This is a genomic window from Variovorax sp. Soil_C_17 (assembly GCF_057657265.1).
This window is the reverse complement of the sequence record NZ_JBDGIT010000002.1, coordinates 423639-444755: the sequence shown is the minus strand read 5'-3', so window position 1 is coordinate 444755 and position 21117 is coordinate 423639. Positions and strand designations below refer to the sequence as shown.

18 protein-coding genes and 1 pseudogene are annotated in these 21117 nt (G+C 70.0%); 6 read left to right on the top strand and 13 right to left on the bottom strand.

What is annotated here, in order from left to right; genetic code table 11:
- Positions 1-20 precede the first annotated feature (20 nt).
- From AC3A6Y_RS10760 to AC3A6Y_RS10745, 4 genes and pseudogenes are all read left to right on the top strand, one after another.
- The gene (locus AC3A6Y_RS10760) at positions 21-2714 is read left to right on the top strand and encodes a circularly permuted type 2 ATP-grasp protein (protein WP_487868212.1); all 2694 of its coding nucleotides are present in this window, start codon (positions 21-23) and stop codon (positions 2712-2714) included.
- 8 nt (positions 2715-2722) lie between these two features.
- Complete coding sequence (locus AC3A6Y_RS10755) at positions 2723-3715, top strand: transglutaminase family protein (protein ID WP_487868211.1); 993 nt, start codon at positions 2723-2725, stop codon at positions 3713-3715.
- On the top strand, positions 3712-4170 hold the full coding sequence (locus AC3A6Y_RS10750; RefSeq protein WP_487868210.1) for a RidA family protein: 459 nt from the start codon (positions 3712-3714) through the stop codon (positions 4168-4170). The genes AC3A6Y_RS10755 and AC3A6Y_RS10750 overlap by 4 nt, the downstream gene beginning before the upstream one ends.
- A gap of 109 nt (positions 4171-4279) precedes the next feature.
- Positions 4280-4375: pseudogene (locus tag AC3A6Y_RS10745) on the top strand (antitoxin Xre/MbcA/ParS toxin-binding domain-containing protein); the annotation flags it as partial.
- 77 nt (positions 4376-4452) lie between these two features.
- Here AC3A6Y_RS10745 and AC3A6Y_RS10740 read toward each other — a convergent pair.
- From AC3A6Y_RS10740 to AC3A6Y_RS10700, 9 genes are all read right to left on the bottom strand, one after another.
- Positions 4453-5694 (bottom strand): MFS transporter, encoded by a 1242-nt coding sequence (locus tag AC3A6Y_RS10740; protein ID WP_487868209.1) that lies wholly within the window; start codon positions 5692-5694, stop codon positions 4453-4455.
- A gap of 242 nt (positions 5695-5936) precedes the next feature.
- Entirely contained in the window at positions 5937-6971 is a 1035-nt protein-coding gene (locus AC3A6Y_RS10735) for a LacI family DNA-binding transcriptional regulator (RefSeq protein ID WP_487868208.1), read from the bottom strand.
- 53 nt (positions 6972-7024) lie between these two features.
- Entirely contained in the window at positions 7025-8011 is a 987-nt protein-coding gene (locus AC3A6Y_RS10730) for a 2-hydroxyacid dehydrogenase (protein ID WP_487868207.1), read from the bottom strand.
- Complete coding sequence (locus AC3A6Y_RS10725; protein WP_487868206.1) at positions 8008-8958, bottom strand: sugar kinase; 951 nt, start codon at positions 8956-8958, stop codon at positions 8008-8010. Before AC3A6Y_RS10725 ends, AC3A6Y_RS10730 begins: the two co-directional genes overlap by 4 nt.
- Positions 8955-9698, bottom strand: a complete 744-nt coding sequence (locus AC3A6Y_RS10720) for a glutamine ABC transporter ATP-binding protein (RefSeq protein WP_487868205.1) — start codon at positions 9696-9698, stop codon at positions 8955-8957. Before AC3A6Y_RS10720 ends, AC3A6Y_RS10725 begins: the two co-directional genes overlap by 4 nt.
- Positions 9699-9707: 9 nt before the next feature.
- Positions 9708-10487 (bottom strand): amino acid ABC transporter ATP-binding protein, encoded by a 780-nt coding sequence (locus tag AC3A6Y_RS10715; RefSeq protein WP_487868204.1) that lies wholly within the window; start codon positions 10485-10487, stop codon positions 9708-9710.
- Between the two features lie 8 nt (positions 10488-10495).
- Positions 10496-11293, bottom strand: a complete 798-nt coding sequence (locus AC3A6Y_RS10710; protein ID WP_487868203.1) for a transporter substrate-binding domain-containing protein — start codon at positions 11291-11293, stop codon at positions 10496-10498.
- 50 nt (positions 11294-11343) lie between these two features.
- The gene (locus tag AC3A6Y_RS10705) at positions 11344-11997 is read right to left on the bottom strand and encodes an amino acid ABC transporter permease (protein ID WP_487868202.1); all 654 of its coding nucleotides are present in this window, start codon (positions 11995-11997) and stop codon (positions 11344-11346) included.
- 13 nt (positions 11998-12010) lie between these two features.
- Positions 12011-12682 carry an amino acid ABC transporter permease gene (locus AC3A6Y_RS10700; protein WP_487868201.1) on the bottom strand — a complete coding sequence of 224 codons (672 nt, stop codon included), beginning with the start codon at positions 12680-12682 and terminating at the stop codon, positions 12011-12013.
- A 162-nt stretch (positions 12683-12844) separates the two neighbouring features.
- Here AC3A6Y_RS10700 and AC3A6Y_RS10695 point away from each other — a divergent pair, with 162 nt between their 5' ends.
- Together AC3A6Y_RS10695 and AC3A6Y_RS10690 are read left to right on the top strand one after the other, a co-directional pair.
- Positions 12845-14551, top strand: coding sequence for a hypothetical protein (locus tag AC3A6Y_RS10695; RefSeq protein WP_487868200.1), 1707 nt, complete (start codon positions 12845-12847; stop codon positions 14549-14551).
- Positions 14552-14583: 32 nt separating this feature from the next.
- Positions 14584-15834 carry an acetate/propionate family kinase gene (locus tag AC3A6Y_RS10690; RefSeq protein WP_487868199.1) on the top strand — a complete coding sequence of 417 codons (1251 nt, stop codon included), beginning with the start codon at positions 14584-14586 and terminating at the stop codon, positions 15832-15834.
- Here AC3A6Y_RS10690 and AC3A6Y_RS10685 read toward each other — a convergent pair.
- The 4 genes from AC3A6Y_RS10685 to AC3A6Y_RS10670 all read right to left on the bottom strand — a co-directional run bounded on the left by AC3A6Y_RS10685 (position 15777) and on the right by AC3A6Y_RS10670 (position 20928).
- Complete coding sequence (locus tag AC3A6Y_RS10685; RefSeq protein ID WP_487868198.1) at positions 15777-16631, bottom strand: hypothetical protein; 855 nt, start codon at positions 16629-16631, stop codon at positions 15777-15779. The genes AC3A6Y_RS10690 and AC3A6Y_RS10685 overlap by 58 nt on opposite strands.
- 93 nt (positions 16632-16724) lie before the next feature.
- Complete coding sequence (locus AC3A6Y_RS10680; protein WP_487868197.1) at positions 16725-16988, bottom strand: Txe/YoeB family addiction module toxin; 264 nt, start codon at positions 16986-16988, stop codon at positions 16725-16727.
- Positions 16985-17230, bottom strand: a complete 246-nt coding sequence (locus AC3A6Y_RS10675) for a type II toxin-antitoxin system Phd/YefM family antitoxin (protein WP_487868196.1) — start codon at positions 17228-17230, stop codon at positions 16985-16987. The genes AC3A6Y_RS10680 and AC3A6Y_RS10675 overlap by 4 nt, the downstream gene beginning before the upstream one ends.
- Positions 17231-17349: 119 nt before the next feature.
- The gene (locus AC3A6Y_RS10670) at positions 17350-20928 is read right to left on the bottom strand and encodes a patatin-like phospholipase family protein (protein ID WP_487868195.1); all 3579 of its coding nucleotides are present in this window, start codon (positions 20926-20928) and stop codon (positions 17350-17352) included.
- Positions 20929-21117 lie beyond the last annotated feature (189 nt).

The following is a 21117-nucleotide window of genomic DNA, read 5'->3' as shown; positions in this document are numbered from 1 at the left end:
GGTGTGACAATCGACGCACCTTGGACCCATTGAACGAATCCCTCTTCGACGCCCAGGCCCTCGAATCGCCGGCCGCCCTGGCCTCGTCGCTCGCGCCGCCGGCCGCGCCCGGGCACTTCGACGAGCTGCGCGGCCTCGCCACGCCGGCCAGCGTGCCGCGGCTCGGCGTGCCCTCGCAGCCGGCGCCGCTGCACGACGCATCATCCCCGCCCCCGGCCAGCCCGGCCGAAGCCCCGGCCGATGAACGCGCTCCGCTGGCGCCGCACTGGGCCGGCTTCTTCGAGCAACTCGGCACCGACGGTTTCAGCGACCTGCCGCGCCGCGCCATCAGCCTGGAGCGCCAGATCCGCGACAACGGCGTCACCTACAACGTGTATGCCGACACCGACAGCCCGCAGCGGCCCTGGTCGCTCGATCTCTTCCCGCTGATCGTTCCGCCCGAGAGCTGGGCCGCGATCGAGGCCGGCACGCTGCAGCGCGTGCGCCTGCTCGATCGCGTCCTGGCCGACGTCTACGGCCCACAAAATCTGCTGGCCGAAGGCCTGCTGCCGCCCGCCCTGGTGCATGGCAACCCGGGCTACCTGCGCGCCATGCACGGCGTGCGGCCGCCGGGCGACACCTGGCTGCGCATCGCGGCCCTGGACCTCGCGCGCGGCCCCGACGGCAACTGGTGGGTGGTGTCGCAGCGCACCCAGGCGCCCTCGGGGCTGGGCTATCTGCTGGAGAACCGCCTGGCCATCGCGCGGCAGTTCCCGCAAGCCTTCGAGGCGCTGCACGTGCAGCGCCTGGCCGCCACCTACAACGCGATGATGGAGGGCCTGCAGCACATGTGCCCCGCCGGCCAGCCGCCGCACATCGTGCTGCTGACGCCCGGACCCTACAACGAGACCTACTTCGAGCACGCCTACATCGCGCGCTACCTGGGCATCACGCTGGTCGAGGGCAACGACCTCACGGTGCGCGACCAGCGGCTCTACCTCAAGACCTTGCAGGGCCTGCGGCCGGTCCACGGGCTGATCAAGCGCCTGGACGACCAGTTCCTCGACCCGCTGGAGCTGCGCGCCGATTCCACCCTGGGCGTGCCCGGCCTGCTGCAGGCGGTGCGCGCCGGCAACGTGCTGGTGGCCAACACGCCCGGCTCGGCCTTCCTCGAATCGCCTGCGCTGCTCGGCTTTTTGCCCGCACTGGCGCGCCGCCTGTTGAACGAAAAGCTGCTGCTGCCGGCCTTGCCCACCTGGTGGTGCGGCGAGCGGGCCGCCATGGAGGCCGTGCTGCCGCAACTGGCCGGCTGCACCATCAAGCCCACCTATGCCGGCGAGGACGGGCATGCCGGCTTCGAGACCCAGCTCGGCAGCCGCCTGAGCCGCCGCGAGCTCGACGAATGGGCCGGCCGCATCGTGCGCGAGGGCGAGGAATACACGGTGCAGAACTACCTGCCGATCGCGCAGATGCCGACCTGGAGCCAGGACCTCGGCGCGGGCCACATCGCGCCGCGCGCGGTGCTGCTGCGCGTCTTCGCCGTCTGCGTCGGCCCGCAGTCCTGGCGCGTGCTGCCCGGCGGGCTGGCACGGCTGGCGGCGGCCGACGCGCAGATCGCCTCGATGCAGCGCGGCGGCAGCAGTGCCGACGTGTGGGTGCAGACCCACGGCGAAGTCGACCGCACCACCCTGCTGCAGGCCCACAGCACGCCGGCCTCCCTGGCACGCCACCGCGCGCCGGTCACCAGCCGCGCGGCCGAGAACATGTTCTGGCTGGGCCGCTACACCGAGCGCGCCGAGAACGCCGTGCGCCTGGCGCGGCTCACGCTGGATCTGCTCGGCGGCGAGGACCCTTCGTCGCCCAGCCTGCTGACCTGGCTGCACGACATGGCGCGGCGCAACGCGCTGGTGCCGCGCGACGTGCCCAGCCTGCCGCGCTCGCGGCGCGTCTTCGAGCGCGCGCTGATCGCCGAGCTGGGCGACATCGACGAGGGCGGCAGCGTCGGCTACAGCCTGCGCTGCGTGCGCCAGGCCGCGGCCGCGGTGCGCGAGCGCCTGTCGCCGGACCACTGGAACCAGATCGTGCGCGCCGAGGCCGAGTTCTTGCGCCGCAGCGCCGAGCAGGCCGGCGAGCGCGGCGAAGGCGGCTACGCCAGCGCCGCCGCGCTGCGCATGCTCGAGTCCGCCAGCACCGCCCTGTCCGCCATGACCGGCGCCCAGACCGACCGCATGACGCGCGACGATGCCTGGCGCCTGCTCTCCATCGGCCGTCACATCGAACGCCTGGCCTTCCTCTCCAGCTCGCTGGCCGCCGGTTTCGAGCTCGGCTCGGTACACGACATGAACGGCTTCGAGGCCATGGTCGCGCTGTTCGACAGCACCATCACCTTCCACGCGCGCTACCAGCAGCGCCGCGACGTCGCCACCCTGGTCGACTTGCTGGTGCTGGACGGCGACAACCCGCGCTCGCTGGCCTGGGTCACGCAGACGCTGCGCGGGCGCATCGCGCGGCTCGCGGGCAGCGCGCCGGGCAAGCTCACGGCGCTGTCGCACGAGCTGCCCGACCCGGGCACCTGGACCCTCGAGCACCTGTGCGAGGCCGGCCCACGCGCGGACTACCTCGCGCTGGCGCAGCTGCTAGAGACCTGCGAGACCGCGGCCTACCATGTGTCGGATGCGATCGGCATCCGCTACTTCACCCTGACATTGGAATCGCTCCACTCCGTCGGGGCATAGGGCCGACCATGCTCCTGCACGTGACCCACGAAACGCGCTACGCGTACTCGCCCGCCGTCGAAACCGCCCAGCATCTGGCGCACCTCAAGCCGCGGGCCACGCCGTCGCAGCGGCTGGTGAGCCACGCGCTCACGGTCAGTCCGGAGCCCGCGCAACGCAGCGAGTCGCCCGACGTCTACGGCAACGCGCGGGCCTTCTTCGCCCTGGACTCCACCCACGAGGAGCTGGTGGTCACGGCCGAGAGCGTGGTCGAGACCGCCACGCCCGTGCTCTCGCCCGCCGCGGCGCGCGAGCTGCCCTGGGAGCAGGTGCGCGAGCGCTTCCGCTACGCCAAGGAAACGCGCTTCGATGCCGCGGCCGAATTCGTCTTCCCCTCGCACTACGTGCCCCGGCATGACGACTTCGCCGCCTATGCGCGGCCGAGCTTCGCGCCGGGCCGCCCGCTCTTCGACGCCGCGATGGACCTGGCGCTGCGCATGCACACCGACTTCGTCTACGACAGCGGCAGCACCGAGATCAGCACCCCGGCGATCGAGGCCCTGGCCCAGCGCCACGGCGTGTGCCAGGACTTCGCGCACATCATGATCGCCTGCCTGCGCACCCTGGGGCTGCCGGCGCGCTACGTCAGCGGCTACCTGCTGACGCAGCCGCCGCCGGGCCAGCCGCGGCTGCTCGGCGCCGATGCCTCGCATGCCTGGGTCTCGGTCTACATCCCGGGCGCCGACGGGCCGGGCGACTGGGCCGATTTCGACCCCACCAACGGCCGCCAGCCCGGCGAGGACTACGTGGCGCTGGCCATCGGCCGCGACTACTCCGATGTTTCGCCGATGCGCGGCGTGCTGCACGGCGGCGCGCGCCACACCCTGTCGGTCGGCGTCACGGTGCGGCCGCTGGAGGAGCTGCGGGCCGAGGCCGCGCCGGCGGTGCAGCAGGTGCAGCAGGTGCAGTCCCAGACCCAGACACAATCCCCATTCCAAGACCCCGACAAGGAACCCTCATGAGCATCGACGACAAACTGAAAAGCCTCGGCATCACCCTCCCGCCGGTCGCCATCCCCGCTGCCGCCTACGTGCCTTTCGTGCAGACCGGCAAGCTGGTCTTCCTCTCCGGCCATATCGCGAAGAAGGACGGCAAGCCCTGGGTCGGCCAGCTCGGCGCCGGGCTCGGCACCGAGGAAGGCAAGCAGGCGGCGCGCGCCGTCGCGATCGACCTCCTGGGCACGCTGAAGGCGGCCATCGGCGACCTGAACAAGATCAAGCGCATCGTCAAGGTGATGAGCCTGGTCAACTCGACGCCGACCTTCACCGAGCAGCACCTGGTGACCAACGGCGCCAGCGAATTCTTCGCCGAAGTCTTCGGCTCCGAGAAGGGCGCGCATGCGCGCAGCGCGTTCGGCGTGGCGCAGGTTCCCTTTGGGGCCTGCGTCGAGATCGAGCTGATCGCCGAGGTCGAGTAAGGACGCAGTCCAGCCGTCTCTGAACCGATCATGACGGAACAGGTACTCAGACACGCAGACCTGTTGGACCGCGCTATCGTGGTGTTCGGAGAGAACGCCCTCGGATTGGATGGCAACGCCTCATGCCTTGCTCGATGGCAAGACGCCCGCCGAGTTCGCCATCAACGAACTCGGTAGCGAGAAGGTCCGCCGCATCCTCGGCGCCATCGAGCACGGAGGCGTCGTTGGACCCTGTCCGTCCGGCGGGTCGCAACGACAAGCGCCAACGCCTGAACCACGCCGCTACGACCGCTCGGCCGAAGCGCTCAGGGCCAGCGTGCGCGGCGCCCGTCCCAGCATGCCGATGACGGCCGCGGCCACCAGCACGAGCGCGGCACTCATCAGCATCGTGTTCGCGATGCCGTAGCCGTCCACCACCAGCCCGCCGGCCAGCGCACCGCTGGCGATGGCGACCTGGAAGCCGCTCACCAGCAGCGCCTGCCCGGCCTCGGGCGCATCGGGCACCGCCTGCATCATCCAGCCGGTCAGCGCCACCGGGATCAGGCCGAAGGCCACGCCCCAGACCACGACCACGAGCGCGCCGCCCAGCATGCCGCTGCCAACCAGTGTCGACAGCACCAGTGCCGCAGCCAGCAGCAGCGCCGCCGCCAGCGCGGCCACGCGCACGCTGCGCGCCACCAGGCTGCCGCCGAAGAAGGTGCCGACGAAGCCGGTCGCGCCGTAGACCAGCAGCAAGCTCGTCACTGCGTCGGGCCCGAGCCCGAAGCTCTGCTGCAGCAGCGGCTTGAGGTAGGTGTAGGCCGCGAAATGGCCGGCGATGAGGAACAGCACGGCCAACAGCCCGACCTGCGCCATGCGGCGGGTGAGCGGCGTCAGCAGGTCGCGCGGCCGGATGGCGCGCGCCGGCGGCATCGAAGGCAGCAGCCAGATCTGCATCAGCAGCACCACCGCCGCGAGCAACCCGGTCGCCCCGAAGGCGGCGCGCCAGCCGGCCAGGTTGCCGATGAAGGCGGTGAGGGGCACGCCGAACACGGTGGCGCCCGAGATGCCGGCCAGCACGACGGCCATGGCACGCGCCTTCGAAGCATCCGGCACCAGTTGCGTGCCCGCGCCCGGCGCGAAGGTCCAGAAGCCGCCGATGCACAGGCCCAGCAGCAGGCGCGCGATCAGCATGGTGGCGAAGTCGGGCGCCAGCGCGGCCAGGAAGTTCGAGGCCACCAGCAGCGCACTGAGCGCGATCATCACCGTGCGCCGATCCAGCCGGCCCGAGGCCACGATCAGGGCCGGGCCGGCGAAGGCGGCCAGCACGCCGGGCATGGTGACCATCAGGCCGGCCGTGCCGTCGGAGACGCCGAGGCCGGCCGCAATATCCGTCAAGAGGCCGATGGGCAGGAACTCGGTCGTGACCATGGCGAAGGTGCCGACGGCGATGGAGCCGACCGCGAGCCAGGTGGGCCGCGTGGGCTCTTGCGTGCGCGCAGGCGCGAGCACGGCATCGTCGCAGGTGGTACAGGGAGCATTCATGGGCAGGGTCTTCAAAAAGAAAAGCCTGGGCCTTGGGGATGGCCCGGGCTCGTTGCAATGAAGGCCGAGTTTGACGGCGGGACATTGCCTCTCAAAGACGTCGCGGGGAAGTTGTCCGTTTCCCGATTGCCAACAATGCGGCTCGATAAAGCTTGATGCGCGAAGCGACTGCGCCGGTGGGCGCTGCGTTCACATCGAAGGTCCGGTGCCCTCACCCGGCCCTCTCCCAGGGGGAGAGGGAGTCACGCCGCGCCCGAGGAGCCTCGCACCACGAGTTCCCCCGGCAGCAGCAGCTGCCGCGGCGGCCCGTCGAGCCCGCGCAGCCGTTCGATCAGGCAGGTCGCGGCGGTGCGGCCGATGGCGTCCGTGGGCTGGGCGACGGCGCTGAGCCCCGGCCCGATCAGGGGCGCCCATTCGGGATCGTCGAAGCCCACGAAGCCGAGCTCGACACCGAAATGCCAGCCCAGGCGCGCCATCGCCGAGGCGACCCGCAGGGTCACGATCGCATTGCCGGACAGCACGGCGGCGCGGCGCCCGCCCCTCGCGCGCTTGCGCAGGGCGCGCAGGGCAGCGTCGAGCGCGTCGTTGTCCTCGCCGGTGCTTTCGAACACCTCGCCGGCAACGCGCGGCTGGTGCGCCGCGATGCAGTCGGCGAAGGCCGCCGTCCGCTCGCGCCGCGAGCTCACGCCCTGCAGCGGCTCGGTGATGTAGAGCAGCTCGCGGTGCCCGCCCTCGACCAGGTGGTCGCAGGCGGCCTTCATCGCGGCAGCGTTGTCCAGCGAGACGAAGTCGGTGTGCATGCCCTCGTGCCTCCGGTCCACCAGCACCGCGGGCTTGCCGTGCAGCGCGTCGGCATCGACCAGGCCGGCGCCTCGGCCCAGCGTGTTGAGGATGAAGCCGTCCACATGGTAGCCCGCGAGCGCATCGATGGCCTCGTGCTCGCGGTCGATGTCGTTGCCGAGGTTGAACAGCATCACCAGGTAGCCGGCCTCCTGGCAGGCCTTCTCGGCGCCGCGCAGCACGGCCACCGAATAGGGGTTGGTGATGTCGGCCACGATCAGGCCGATGAGGCGCGAGCGTCCATGGCTCAGGGCCTGTGCCATCGGACTCGGCGTGTAGGCCAGCCTCGCGACCGCGGCCTCGACCCGCGCGGCGATGTCGTCGCTCAGCAGGCGATCGCGGTGGTTGAGGAAGCGCGACACGGTGGCCTTGGAGACACCGGCTTCCTTCGCCACGTCGGCGATGGTGGCTCGCGCGGTCTTGTTCTTCAGGCTCATCGGAATGCCTTCGCCTTGGGCTGCGGCATTTGCCTGGGGAGCGGCCCGTCTGCTCATGGCGATGCCGTGTCGTAGACCGCCAGCGGCCGCTCGCCGGCGAGCGCCTTCAGCAGGTTGGTGACGGCCAGCTCGGCCATCGCATGCCGCGTCTCGTGCGTGGCCGAGCCGATGTGCGGCAGCGGGGTCACGCGCGGGTGGGTGCGCAGCGGCGAATCGAGGGGCAGCGGCTCGGTCGCGAAGACGTCCAGCCCGGCGGCGCGCAGCGTGCCCTGGTCGAGCGCGGCCAGCAGCGCGCGCTCCTGCACCGTGGCGCCGCGCCCGCCGTTGATGAAGATGGCGCCCGGCTTCATGCGGCCGAACACGCGCGCATCGATCATGCCGCGGGTGCTGTCCGACAGCGGCAGCATGGCCACCACGACATCGGCGCGCGCCAGCAATTCGTCCAGCGGCGTGTGCGCCGCCCGGCCCAGCAGCTCGGGCGCCTGCGCCGCCAGGTCGACGGCGCGCCGCGCGTGGTAGAGCACCGGCATGCCGAAGCCCAGGGCCGCGCGCCGGGCGATGGCCTGGCCGATGCGGCCGAAGCCCAGCAGGCCCAGCGTCTTGCCGTGCACGTCGTAGCCGAACAGATCCTCGCCGATGTTCTTCGTCCAACGGCCTTCGCGCACCAGGCTGGAAAGCTCGACCACGCGGCGGCTGGTCGCCATCAGCAGTGCGAAGACGGTGTCGGCCACCGTCTCGTCGAGCACGCCCGGCGTGTGGCACAGCTGGATGCCGCGCGCGTGCAGCGCCGCCAGCGGGTAGTTGTCCACGCCCACGGAGACGCTGGAGATCACTTCCAATTTCGGCGCGCGCGCGAGCAGCGCCTCGTCGACCGGGAAGCTGGAGCCGATCAGGGCCCGGGCCTCGGGCAGCGCGGCCTCGAAGGCGCCGCGCTGCGCCGCGATGCGCGGGTTGGCCACCGTGGGCTCGTGCGCCGCCTGCAGGCGGGCCAGCTGGTCCTCGGGCAGTTCGCGGAAGACCAGGACCTTCTTGCGCGTCACAGCCGTGCCTCGTCCAGTTGCGCCCGCGTCGGCAGGCCTTCCGTGTCGCCCAGCACCTGCACTGCGCGGGCACCGATCCAGGCGGCGCGGCGCACCGCATCGGGCACGGTCCTGCCCTCGAGCAGCGCGCTGATCACGCCCACCGCGAAGCCGTCGCCGGCGCCCACCGTGTCGATCACCTTGGCCACCGGAAAGCCCTCGACGCGGCCGCTGCCCGCCGCGTCGCTGTCGTAGTAGGCGCCCTGCGCGCCGAGTTTGACCACCACCAGCCTCGCGCCGCGCTCGCGATAGAAGCGCGCCACGCCCTCCGGCGTGCTCTGGCCGGTGAGCAGCAGGCCCTCTTCCAGGCCGGGCAGCACCCAGTCGGCGCGCGCGGCCAGTTCGTTGATCCAGTGCCGCATGGTCTCGGTCGAGGACCACAGCGTGGGCCGCAGGTTGGGGTCGAAGGAGATGCTGCGCCCGGCCGCGCGCATCACCTCCATGGTCCTCAGCGAAGCCTGCAGGCAGGTGTCGGAGATGGCGGCGAACACGCCCGTTGCATGCAGGTGGCGCGCCGAGCGCAGCCAGGCCTCGTCCACGTCGGCCGGCCCCATGTGGCTTGCGGCCGAGCCCTTGCGGTGGTACTCGACCGGCGGGTCGCTGCCGTCCGTCACGCGGCCCTTGAACTGGAAGCCGGTGCGCTGCGCCGGGTCGGTGGTCACATGCGAGCAGTCGATGCCCTCGGCCTGCATGGTCGCCAGCAGCGAGCGGCCCATCGTGTCGGTGCCGAGCCGGCTGGCCCAGCCGACCTTCAGGCCCAGCCGCGAGAGGCCGATCGCGACGTTGGTTTCGGCGCCGGCGGTGCGCTTGTGGAAGACGGTGGCGTTCTCGATGGGACCGGGCTGGTCGGCCACCAGCAGCAGCATGGCTTCGCCGAACAGCGCGACATCGAATTCGGAACTGGTCATGGCAGGACTTTCAGCGAACGGATGTGCGCGACCTGCTCGCGCGTGACGGCAAGCAGATCGTCGCCGACCAGAGGGTATTCGATGGCGTGCGGCACATCGGCAGGCAAAACCCGAAGCACGGCGCGCCAGGGCGCGAGCGAGTCGGCCAGCGCCACCGCCACCCACTTGGCGGGCAGGCGCTGCACGCCCTTGCAGTGCACGTAGCGCACGCGCGGCGCCAGCGCCCGGGCGGCCGCGAGCGGGCATTCGCCCACCCAATGCCAGTTGCCCATGTCGAAGGTCATGCCCAGGTCGAGCCCGGCCGCGTCGGCCGCACCGAAGAAAGCCTGCAGCGCGGGCAGCGTGCCGGCGCCGACGCTCTGGTCGTTCTCGATCAACAGCTCCACCGCCTGCGCATCGAGCAGCGACTTCAGCCGCGGCAGCGAGGCATGCGAAGCTGCGCCGAAGCCCCCGATCGACATCTTGAGCCGGTGCGCGCGCAGTGTGCCGGCCGCAGCCAGGCCGCGTACGAGCGCGCCTTCATCCAGGGTTCCGTCATGCGCCCACAGCCCCTGGGGGCTCGAGTAGACCGCTGCCAGGCCGGCCAGCGCAGGCAATTCGCCCGCCGCGTCGCGCAGCAGTTCCTCCCGCACCTCCACGCCGTCCGCTCCCGCCTCCAGCGCCAGCCGCGCACACCACAGCTGCCCGTGCCGCCCCACCTCGGCAGCGCCAAAGGACGACAGGGAGATCAATACATTCATTTGAGCTTTTCAGTGCGCCTGATGCGAGCTGAGGATCTGCCCGAGAAACTGCTTCGTCTTCTCGTGCTTCGGGCTGCCGAAGAACTCCCCCGGCGGCGCCTGCTCGACGATCTTGCCATCGGCCATGAAGATCACGCGGTCTGCCACGCTGCGCGCGAAGCCCATCTCGTGCGTCACGCACAGCATGGTCATGCCGTCCTCGGCCAGGCCGATCATGGTGTCGAGCACTTCCTTGACCATCTCGGGGTCCAGCGCCGAGGTGGGCTCGTCGAACAGCATGATCTTGGGCGACATGCACAGCGCCCGCGCGATCGCCACGCGCTGCTGCTGCCCGCCCGAGAGCTGGCTCGGGTACTTGTGGGCCTGCTCCGGGATGCGCACGCGCGTGAGGTACTTCATCGCCACCTCCTCGGCCTGCTCTTTCGACATGCCGCGCGAGCGCATCGGCGCCAGCGTGCAGTTCTGCAGGATGGTGAGGTGCGGGAACAGGTTGAACTGCTGGAACACCATCCCGACTTCGGCACGCACCGCATCGACGTTCTTGCCGCCGGCCGTGAGCTCGATGCCGTCGACCACGATCCTGCCCTTTTGCACCGTCTCGAGCCGGTTGATGCAGCGGATCAGCGTCGACTTGCCCGAGCCCGAAGGCCCGCAGATCACGATGCGCTCGCCGGTGCGCACCGACAGGTCGATGCCCGTCAGCACCTGGAAGGTGCCGTACCACTTGTTCACCGCATCCATGCGGATGATCGATTCGGCACCGGCGTGGGTAGCGACTGCGTGGTTCATGGAGACGCTCAGTTGAGTTTCGGCAGTTCCGTCTGCAGCCACTTGTTGTAGAGCTTGTTGAGCTCGCCGTTCGCCGTGTTCTTCGACACGAACTCGTTGACGTTCTTCAGGAGCTCGTCCTGGCCCGGACGCATGGCGATCGCCATGGCTTGCTGCACCAGGGTGAACTTGTTCTCGAAGGTGTTGGCCGGCACGCGCTTGGCGATCTGCGCCGCCACGGTGACGGAGCAGCCGATGGCGTCGACCTGCCCCGAGATCAGCGCCTGCATGGCCGAGGCGTCGTCGTCGAAGCGGCGGATCTCGGTGCCCTCGGGCGCTGCCTTGGTCACGGCCACGTCCTGCGTGCTGGCACGGGCCACGCCCACGCGCACGCCCTTCAGGTCGGCCGCGCTCTTGATGTTGCTGCCGGTCTTGCCGTAGAGAACGATGGTCGCGGCCGCGTAGGGCTGCGAGAACTGCACCTGCTTGGCACGCTCGGGCGTCACCGCCAGCGAAGCCACCAGCAGGTCGACCTTGTTGGTCAGCAGGAAGGGGATGCGGTTCGGGCCGGTGACCGGCACGATGTTGGCCTTGACGCCCCAGTCCTTGGCCAGCAGCTTGGCGACGTCGGCGTCGTAGCCGTCGGGCTGGTTCTGCGCATTGGTGGTGCCGTAGGGCGGAAAGTCGACCAGCATGCCGATGGTGACCTCGCCCTTCTTCTTGATGTCGGCCATGGACTGGGCCGAGGCGAGCGGTGCGAAGGCGGTCAGCGCGGCGCCGAGGCCGAGCGCGGCGATGGCGGCGCGGCGGGTGGTGAAGAGGGTCATGTGGAAGGCTCCGTGATTTGAGGACGTGAAGAGGAAAGAAAAAGGCGCAATCAGCGAGCGAGCGCCCGTGCGCGCCGGCGCTCCATGCGCGCTGCCATGAGCGACAGCGGCCAGCAGATGGCGAAGTAGATGGCCGCCACGGTCGTGAACACGTACAGCGGCTGGAAGGTCGCGTTGTTGATGATCTGGCCGGCCCGCGTGACCTCGGTAAAGCCGATGATCGCGGCGAGCGACGTGCCCTTGATGATCTGCACCCCATAGCCCACGGTCGGCGCCAGCGCGATCTTGAAGGCCTGCGGCAGCACCACGTCGCGCATGCGGCTCGCATAGCCCAGATTGAGTGCGTGCGCGGCCTCGGCCTGGCCGCGCGGAATCGCCTCGATGCAGCCGCGCCAGATCTCGCCGAGGAAGGCCGCGCTGTTGAGCACCAGCGCCACTCCGGCGGCGACCCACGGGTTGATGTCGAAGCCGATCACCGGCGCGCCGAAGAAGATCAGGAACACTTGCAGCAGCAGGGGCGTGCCCTGGAAGATCTGGATGAAGCCGGTGGACAGAAGCCGCGCGGTCTTGCTTTCCGAAGTGCGCGCCAGCGCGATGAAAAGCCCCAGGATCGCACCGCCGATGAAGGCGATCAGCGACAGCGCCAAGGTCCACTTGGCCGCTTCGAGGATGAAGAGGAAGTCGGGAAAGCCGAAGGTACGCATGTTTGACAGGGCCTCAGCGACGGTCCGGGTAGTTGAGCGTGCGCCGGTAGATCAGCTTGAACAGCGCCGAGAACGCGAGCGCGAGCGCCAGGTAGATGCCGGCCACGACGATGTAGATCTCGAAGCTGCGGAAGGTCTGCGACTGCAGGTTGGCGGCGACCGAGGTCAGGTCGTCGGCCGAGATCACCGACACCACCGCGGAGCTCAGCATCAGCAGGATGAACTGGCTGGTGAGCGCGGGGTAGATGGCCTTCAGCGCCGGCTTGATGATCACGAAGCGGAAGATCTCCCAGGGCTTGAGGTTGAGCGCCCTGCCCGCTTCGATCTGGCCCTTGGGAATGGATTCGATGCCCGCGCGGATGATCTCCGTGGCATAGGCGCCCAGGTTGACCACCATCGCGGTGAGCGCCGCGGTGTAGGGCGACCAGCGCAGGCCGACGGCCGGGAGCGCGAAGAAAAAGAAGAACAACTGCACCAGGAAGGGCGTGTTGCGGATCACCTCGATGTAGGCGTTGACGACGAAGCGCAGCCAGCCCGGCCCCGAGGTCTTGCCCCAGGCACAGAAGATGGCCACCACCAGGCCGAGCAGCGTGGCCACGAGCGAGAGCTGGATGGTGATCCAGGTGCCCTTCAGCAGCAGCGGCCAGGCGGCGAAGACGGCGTCGAACTGGAATTGGTAGTTCACGGGGGATGGGGGTTCGGGGCGGGTGCATTCGCGCTTGCGAAGGCACCGAAGAAGGGCATTCCGGAGGGTGGGTCCAGTTTACTGAAACCGGTTTCAGCACCAATCAGGGATTTCCCTAGACACCCACATCCGCTTCCTCGCCCGCATGCCTACACTCGCGGCATGCAGCAGATCACTCCAACCTTAGAGGCTGCGGCGCAGGCGGCGAACGCCGGCACGGCGCCCGCCGTGCGCCACCTGCGCGCAACCCTGCTGTGGCCGCTGCGCCTGATGCCGACGCAGGCGCCACCAGAGCAGAAGCGGCGCAGTCCCTGGCAAGTGCTCAAGGAATCGGGCGATGCCTCGCCCTGGCGCGAGGAAGTCGACGAATACACGGGCAGCAGCGAAGGCTTCCACGAGCGTCACTACAACGAGTTCGTGAGCTTCCTGCCCTACGTGCAACGCTTCCTCTACGGCGAAGGCCGCCGCGGCCGCGAGGCCGGCGGCACGGGCGGAGAGTCGCCGATGCGCGTCTTCCGCCGGCGCGACATCGCCGCCGTGCGCGTGATGGCGCGCCCGGGCGATGCGCCCGTCACGCTGCAGGTGGTGCACACCGATCTGTATTTCTTCTTCGACGTCGACGTGGTGATGCTCAACATGGAAGTCGGCACCGACGACCTGAGCCTGCCGCAGGCGCAGGAGGTCCTCTACCGCTTCGGCCGTGCCTACCCGGGCGGCTGGGATGCCCAGGGCGCGGCGCTGCATTGCATGGCCAGCGTGGAGTGGCTGGATGCCCAAGGGCGCGTGCTCGCGAGCTCCGATGCGCAGCAGCGCGACCTCTTCCTCGAGCATGTGGCGGAGCACCGCGCACCGCGCATCGCCGCGCACTGGGCCTGGCTGATGCTGCCCCTGGTGAGCGACCATTCGGGGGAGCCGGGCGCGCTGCGCTTTCGCCAGCTCGAGTACTACCGCATGCCGCTGATGGCCTACCTCGCGCTCGACGATCCGCGCCGGCTCTCGCGTGCCGACTTCATCCGCCTGGCGCTCGTCACCGGCGCGGCCGAGCCCGCGGTCGGCGGCAGCGGCCCCCTGCCCTTCGCCGAGGAGCACCTGGCGGACTTCGAGCAGCGCTATTGCTACGACCGCTTCTGGGTCGACGCCGGCAGCGCGCCGAACACGCGCTACCTGTGCAGCGGCCGTTCGCTGGTCGTGATCGGCACCGCGGACTCCGAGTTCTTCTGCTGCCGCGACCGCGGCGTGCTGGCGCAGTTCCGGCACCAGCACTTCCTGCTGTTCCTGATCGCGCATTTCCAGAAAGCGGCGCTGCTGATGTTCTCCGACCGCCTGGTCGAGGCACTGCGCCGGCTCGACGTGCACGACATCGCGAGCGTCAAGAACTTCAAGCGCGCGATCCGCTCGAGCTTCGAGAGCTTCCTGCGCTTCACGCACCGCTATTGGTTCCACGAGATCTCGGAGCAGGCGCAGGTGCGCGCGCTGTCGCACCTGTGCGCCACGCACCTGGGGCTCGATCCGCTCTATGAGGAGGTCAAGGAGCGCATCGCCGACATGAACACCTATCTCGACGCCGACAGCCTGCGCCGCCAGGCCAACACGGTGGTGCGGCTCACGGTGGTCACGCTCTTCGGCCTGATCGGCACGGTCACCACCGGCTTCCTGGGGATGAACCTGCTGGCCGAAGCCGATTCGCCGCTGTGGAAGAAACTGCTGTGGTTCGGCGTGGTGGGCGGATTCACCACCTGGCTCACCTTCTACACCATGATCAAGTCCAAGCGGCTCTCGGACTTCATCGACGCGCTGTCGGACGAGCGGCACAGCTTCAAGAGCCGGCTCGCGGTGCTGGCGCAGGTGTGGCGGCCCGGCTCGGACTGAAACCGCGACGGCCACACGAACAGGCAAGCCTCATGTCCGATCACATCATCACCTTCAACGCCGGCTCGTCCTCGATCAAGTTTGCGCTGTTCTCGATCGGCGCCGATGGCCTCTTGCGCCGCGCGGCCGCAGGCCAGGTCGATGGGCTGGGTGCCGGCGCGCACCTCGCGGCGAAGGCCGCGGACGGCCGCGTGCTGCACGACGACGACCTGCCCGCGGGTGACCGGGTCGGCCATGGCGACGCACTGGCCGCGATCCTCGCGCTGATGCAGGCCGAGTTCCCGCAGCTGCGCTTCGCCGCCATCGGCCACCGCGTCGTGCATGGCGCCGCGCGCCTCAGCGCCTCGACGCTGATCGACGATGCGGTGCTGGCGTCGCTGCGCACCCTGGTGCCGCTGGCGCCGCTGCACCTGCCGAACAACATCGTCGGCATCGAGGCCACCCTGCGCGCTTTCCCCGGCGTGCCGCAGGTCGCCTGTTTCGACACCGCCTTCCACCGCGGCGGCGGCTTCCTGAGCGAAGCCTATGCACTGCCGCGCGATTACTTCGAGGCCGGCATCCGGCGCTACGGCTTCCACGGCCTGTCCTACGAGTACGTCGCCGGGCGCCTGGCCGAGCTCGCGCCGCACGAGGCCGCAGGACGGGTGATCGTCGCCCACCTGGGCAACGGCGCCTCGATGTGCGCGCTGCGCGGCGGGCGCTCGATCGACACGACGATGGGCTTCAGCGCGCTCGACGGCCTGCCGATGGGCACGCGCAGCGGCGCCATCGACCCGGGCGTGCTGCTGCACCTGCTGCAAACGCACGGCTATGACGCGGCGCGCCTGTCCGACCTGCTCTACAAGGAGTCGGGCCTCAAGGGCCTGTCGGGCATCTCGCACGACATGCGCGAGCTGGAGGCCTCGGAGGACCCGCACGCGAGCGAGGCGATCGCGTATTTCTGCGCCTGCATCCGTCGCCAGGCCGGTGCGCTCGCGGCATCCCTCGGCGGCATCGATGCCCTGGTCTTCACCGGCGGCATCGGCGAGAACTCGGCGCGGGTGCGCGCCGCCGTGCTGGGCGGGCTGGACTGGCTCGGCATCGACTTCGACCCCGCGGCCCAGCCCGAGGGACGCGAGGACCGCGTGATCTCGGCCCCCGGCTCGCCGGCCAGCGCGTGGGTGATCGCAACCGACGAGGAGGCCGTGATCGCGCGCCACGCGCTGCGCCTGGTCCGCGCGGGCATTCAGGGCGCGACGACGGCTTCGACGGTGGCGCGCCACACCAAGGCCAGCTTGCCGTAGCCCTGCGGATTGGGGTGGATCTCGTTGAGCCAGTCGTTGCTGTCGCCGGTGGCGCCGGCGTCCGCACGGGTCAGCGTACCGAGCGTGTCGATCACGTGCACGTTCGCAAGGCCCAGCGTGCGCACCACGCCGGCCAGGCGCTCCATCAGGTGGTCGACCAGGGGCTGGTGCATCGGCTCGGGAATGCCGTGCGCCCTCAGCGCCGGCAGCAGCCAGGGCCCGCGGCCCGGCGCCGCGGGCAGATCGTTGGGCGTGGCGTAGTCGTAGGTGTGGACGAAGATCGGCGTGGCGGCGTTGTGCGGACTGCCGGCGGCCAGCTGCGACACCATCGCGAAGTTGGCGCGCAGATAGGTCTCGAACGCCGCCCAGGCCTCGGGATGGATGCAGTCTTCGGGTGAAGCCGGGTCGCTGCCGGCCGGCAGCAGGCGCAGCAGCTGCTGGCCGACCAGGCGATCGCTGACGGCGTCGATCAGGTCGTTGCCGCCGCCGCTCAGCAGGATGGCATCGAAGGGCCAGCTGCGGGGCCCGTCGGCGAGCAGCGTCGCGAAGGCCGGGTCGCGCCACCAGTCGACCATGTGGGCCAGCGTGTCGCTGGGGCGCGCGGTGCTGGTCACCAGCGTGCTGCGCGTGAAGACCAGCCGGTTCAGCAGGTTGTTGCCCAGGAGCGAGCCAAACGAAAACCACGAGTCCCCCTCCGCCAGCATGTGCCGGCCGAAGTCCGAGGGGCTCACGCTGTTGTCGCCGAAGCCGAGCTGCTCCGGCCGCACGATCACGACGGGCCTGCCGTTGGTTGCCATGGTTTTGCTCCTAAACCGTCATCCGTGATCGCTTGGCCTGGAACCGGCTCGTCGAGCTCGGATGGGTGCCTTGCCGGGGCTTCGTTGTCGGCTTCATTCGTAGTGCGACCACATTCTCAGCACACGCACGGTGCGCTTCTTCTTGAATACTTCGTAGACAAGTCGATGTTGAATGTTGATTCGGCGCGAATAGGCCCCATCAAGGTCCCCTACAAGCTTCTCATAAGCAGGCGGATTCTGAAATGGATCGTTGGCCAAGACTTCGAGAAGCTCTTGAGCCTTCTCCCTCAGCCCCGCAGCCGATAGCTTCTTCGCATCCTTCAACGCATGCTTGGCATAAACCACGGTCCACTTCACCAGGCAACTGCCTTTGCGCTCTTATCCAAAGGCTCGGCCATGCCCTTCTTGATGGACTCACGCATGCCGGGAACCGACAGAAGGTAAAGGGTCTCCTGAATCGCCTGCCAGTCCTCGGCCGATACCAAGACTGCGCTGCTGCGCTTGCCGGAGATCAGCACGGGCTGGTGGGATTCGGCAGCTTGGTCGATAAGCCGATACAGGCTGGCGCGTGCTTGGCTGGCGGTGACGAGTGTGGCCATCGAGTTCTCCTAAGGTGCCGGTTAGCGTACGTTAAAACGTACACAGGTCAATGATAGCGGCTTGGCTCGCATCGCGGAGGACGCAGGTTTCATTTCAGCGATTCAGCGCACCCATGCCTTCAGTTCGCCAGCGGCCCGCCGGTGCGCGGCAGCCACACCTCGATGTTGCTCTTCGTCTCGGCGCCGCCCTGCGGACGCAGCTTGATGGCCCAGGGCTGGCCGGTGGGCGAGGCGGCGGTCTGGATCAGGGCCTGGGCGCAGGGGCGCGTCTTCTCGTCGCGGATGATCACGGTGGGCTCCGGATGGCCCACCGGCGGCGAGCGTCCGGCCCGGCGCGAGGTGCTCAGCACGTCCTCGATGGGCGGCACCGAGGCGCCCAGCGTGCGCCAGGGCCCGCGCCAGCTGCGCACCTTGTCGCGCAGCGCGGGGCCGTAGATCTGGATGTAGACGACCGTGCCCGCGCAGACATCGGGCGCGGGCGGCGGTGGCGGCTGGGGTGCCTCGGCGCCGTTTGACGGCGCGACACCCGGACCCGGCGCCGGCACCGGGTAAGGTCGCGGCACGGGCGGCCTCGTCATCGGCACCTCCACCGACGCGACCTGCGGCCCTTCGGGCATGAGGTCCAGGAAGCGGTCGCGCAGCCACACCACCGCCGGAAACGGCGTAGGCAGGATGCCGCTGCAGTTCTGCTTGGAGCCGACCTGGCCGGTGTAGTCGCGCGCCCAGTAGCGCGGCGCGCAGGGCGGCGCCTGCGCCGGCTGCAGGCAGTCGATGCCGTTGCCGGCGTCGAGCAGGCGCGCGCAGGCCGGCGCGCGCGCCTCCGGCGGCTCCTTGGCGCAGGCCTGCTTGGCGTCGTCCACGATGCGCACCGAGAGCCGGAACTTGGCCATGAAATTGTCGCGGCCGTCGCGGCACAGCAGGTCGCCGGTGCGCAGCAGCTCGGCCGCGAGTTGCGCCGGCGCATCGCCGCTCGGGGCGCTCGGGGCGCTCGCCTGCAGGCGGGCCCAGCGCTCGGTCAGTTCCTTGAAAGAGCTGTTCTCGGACTTCTCCGTCTCGGCCCGCTGCGCGCGCCAGCTGTCGATGCCCTGCCAGGCCGCGACGCCGAAGGTGGCGGCGGTGCCGATGCCCACCGAGGCGGTGACCGCGCCGGCCCGCATCACGCGCGCCTGCAGCCGGCTCATCGAGCCGACGGCGGCCGCGGTGGCGCCGTCCTTGTCCTGCCCCTCGGCGCCGACCTGTGCGGCGCCTGCCTTCACGACCGCCTGCGGCTGGCCGTCGTCGGGCACGAACATGCCGGGCGCGCCCTGCGCCACCTGCTCCAGCATCTCGGCTTCCAGGCGCGTGCCGATCTCGGCGCCGAGGCGGAAGTAGCTCTCCCACTGCGCCTCGTCGAAGAACTGGTCGGTGGTGGGCTGCTGCGGGAACAGCGGATTGGCGGCCTTGAAGTTCACCAGGTCCACCGGCAGCGCGGCCGAGACATTGGGCTTGACCAGCACGATCTGCCCGGTCGCGCCGCTGGCGTAGCGCACCTGCGCCAGCGCCAGGCACGCCTGGCTGTTGGACGAGGCCAGGTCGTTGAGCGAGCCGAAGGCGCCCAGGTGCGCCCAGTCGGCACCGGGCCGCGGCTTCATGAAGGTGATCTCGGCGTTGAGGTCGATGCGCGCGCGGCGGATCAGCACCTCGAGGTCGCAGAAGCGGTAGTCCGGGTCGGCGCCGCAATCGGCGATCACGATCAGCGCCGCCTGCTGGCGCAGCAGCGCATAGGCGCCGGTGTTCTCGAAGTGGCCGCCGTCGCTCAGGTACCAGTTGGCGGAGCTGCTGCCGGGAAAGATGCCGAAGCATTCGAGCAGCATGAAGCGGGTCTTCATCAAGAGCGGGCTGCCGTGCACGGCGGCGCCGCTCTGCACGATGCCGGCCTCGGCGCTGTTCCACCAGTAGCCCAGGCGCAGTCCCGCGAACACCGACAGCGCGGCGATGCCGCGCTTGGTCAGGCGCCCGAGGCCGGGGGCGAAGGCCGCGCCCGAGATCGCGGTCCACGCGCCCAGCGTGAGCGCGCCGTCGCCGTGCGCCTGCGCCCAGCCGGCGCCGCCGGCCTGCATCCAGCCCTGCGGACCGATGGTGAGCGGCAGGCTGCGGCGGTCGCGGTTGAAGAGCTTCTGCTTGGTGTCGTGCGTCTGGTTGATGCACACGTTGACCAGGTGGACCGGCCCGCCGTGCAGGTGCGGCGCGTAGTGCAGCTGGGAGATGTCGTCATGCGCGTCGACCTGGCCCACCGGCACCTGCGGCGGCGCCAGCCCCGACACCTGGTCGGTCGGGCTGGCGCCCAGCCGCCGCGCATTGGCCGCGCCCAGGTAGCCGCGCACGATCCGCGCCTTGTAGAACATGTGCAGCGAGGAGACGTTGAGAAAACCGAAGTTGCGTCCCGTCACCAGCGCATAGCTGAAGACGATGACGAAGATGGTGCCCAGCCAGACCCAGCCGCGCGAGAAGTCCAGCCCGCCCTGCGTGAAGACCGGCAGCAGCGTGGCCGCGTACACCACGCCCACCCACCAGGCTGCGAGGCAGAAGGCCAGCAGCAGGCCCAGCAGGCTCGCCAGGCTGAGCACCATCGTCTTGCCGATGCCGGGCGCCTGCTGCTTCTGCGACAGCAGCATCGGCAGCACGCCCCGCAGCGCCGCGGCCACCACCAGCAAGGTGGCGCCGTAGAAGGCGCGCAGGTCCTGGCTCTCGGCCGCAATCCACCAGGCGGCGCGATCGAGCAGGCCCAGCATCACGATCAGCAGCGCGGTGTTGATCACCGAGGCGAGGCCATCGGTCAGGTCGTTGCGCAGCTCGGCGGGCGAGCGCTTCCGGCTGCGCCACAGCACCCACAGCAGTGCCACGACCCAGCACATGGCGAAGCCGACGAAGGCCGGCGCCAGCCACGGCGCCCCGCTGTAGTGGCGCACCAGCTGCGGGCCGACCCAGCAGGCGGCGGCGGCGAGCACGCACCACATCGCCACCTGCAGCAGCATGAAGGCCGTGGATTTCCTGTCGCGCACCGACCAGTAGCCGCAGGCCAGCACCACGGAGGCGATGAAGGGGCCCACCAGCGTGAACCACAGCGTGGGCCATTGGGTGGCCCACTGGACCAGCAGGCGCAGCGAATGCACGCTGGCCAGGTCGCTGACGCCGACCACCGAGTCGGGCGGCACGCTGTTGAGGTCGACCGCGCGGAACACCGAGTCCCACAGCAGCAGGTTGACGGCGGCCAGCACCATGCCGATCAGGCCGGCGGCGATCGCGATCTCGATGTGCGTGCCCAGCAGGTTGCGCAGGTAGAGCGCGCCGGCGAACAGCGTGTCGCGCAGGCCGCCGGGGATCAGGTAGCGGCCGTTGCCGCGCAGCCACCAGCCGAAGCGTGCACGGTCGACGTCGCCGAAGGCGCGCTCGATCTCGCGCACCTCCTCGGCCGACCTGGCGTTGGTGCACAGCCGTCCCAGGGTGGCGCCGACGTAGCCGCCGCCCGAGACGGTGGAGACCAGGTCGAACCTGAGCAGTTGCCGGCGCGCGGCCAGCGACTTGAGCAGGCCGAGGCAGAAGGTCGCGCTGCGGATGCCTCCACCCGACAACGCCAGGCCCCAGGGCCTGTGGCCGTCGTCGACGCCCGCGAGCGCTTGGCGCCGTGCGGTCACCAGCTTCTGGATGGTCTCGTCCATGCGGCTCCTGGTTCGGTGGACGCTGTTCGGCGTGGAATATTTCACGCCTCGCAAGGGGCGGCAATGCCGCGAACGGTCTATGCCGGACCGCTGGGCCCAGCGGTTAAGCTCGCCCCCGACCCGGGCCCCTCCGGCCCGCTCCGGAAAGCCACGCCATGCCCTCCGACACGCCGCACGTCGATCCCCGCA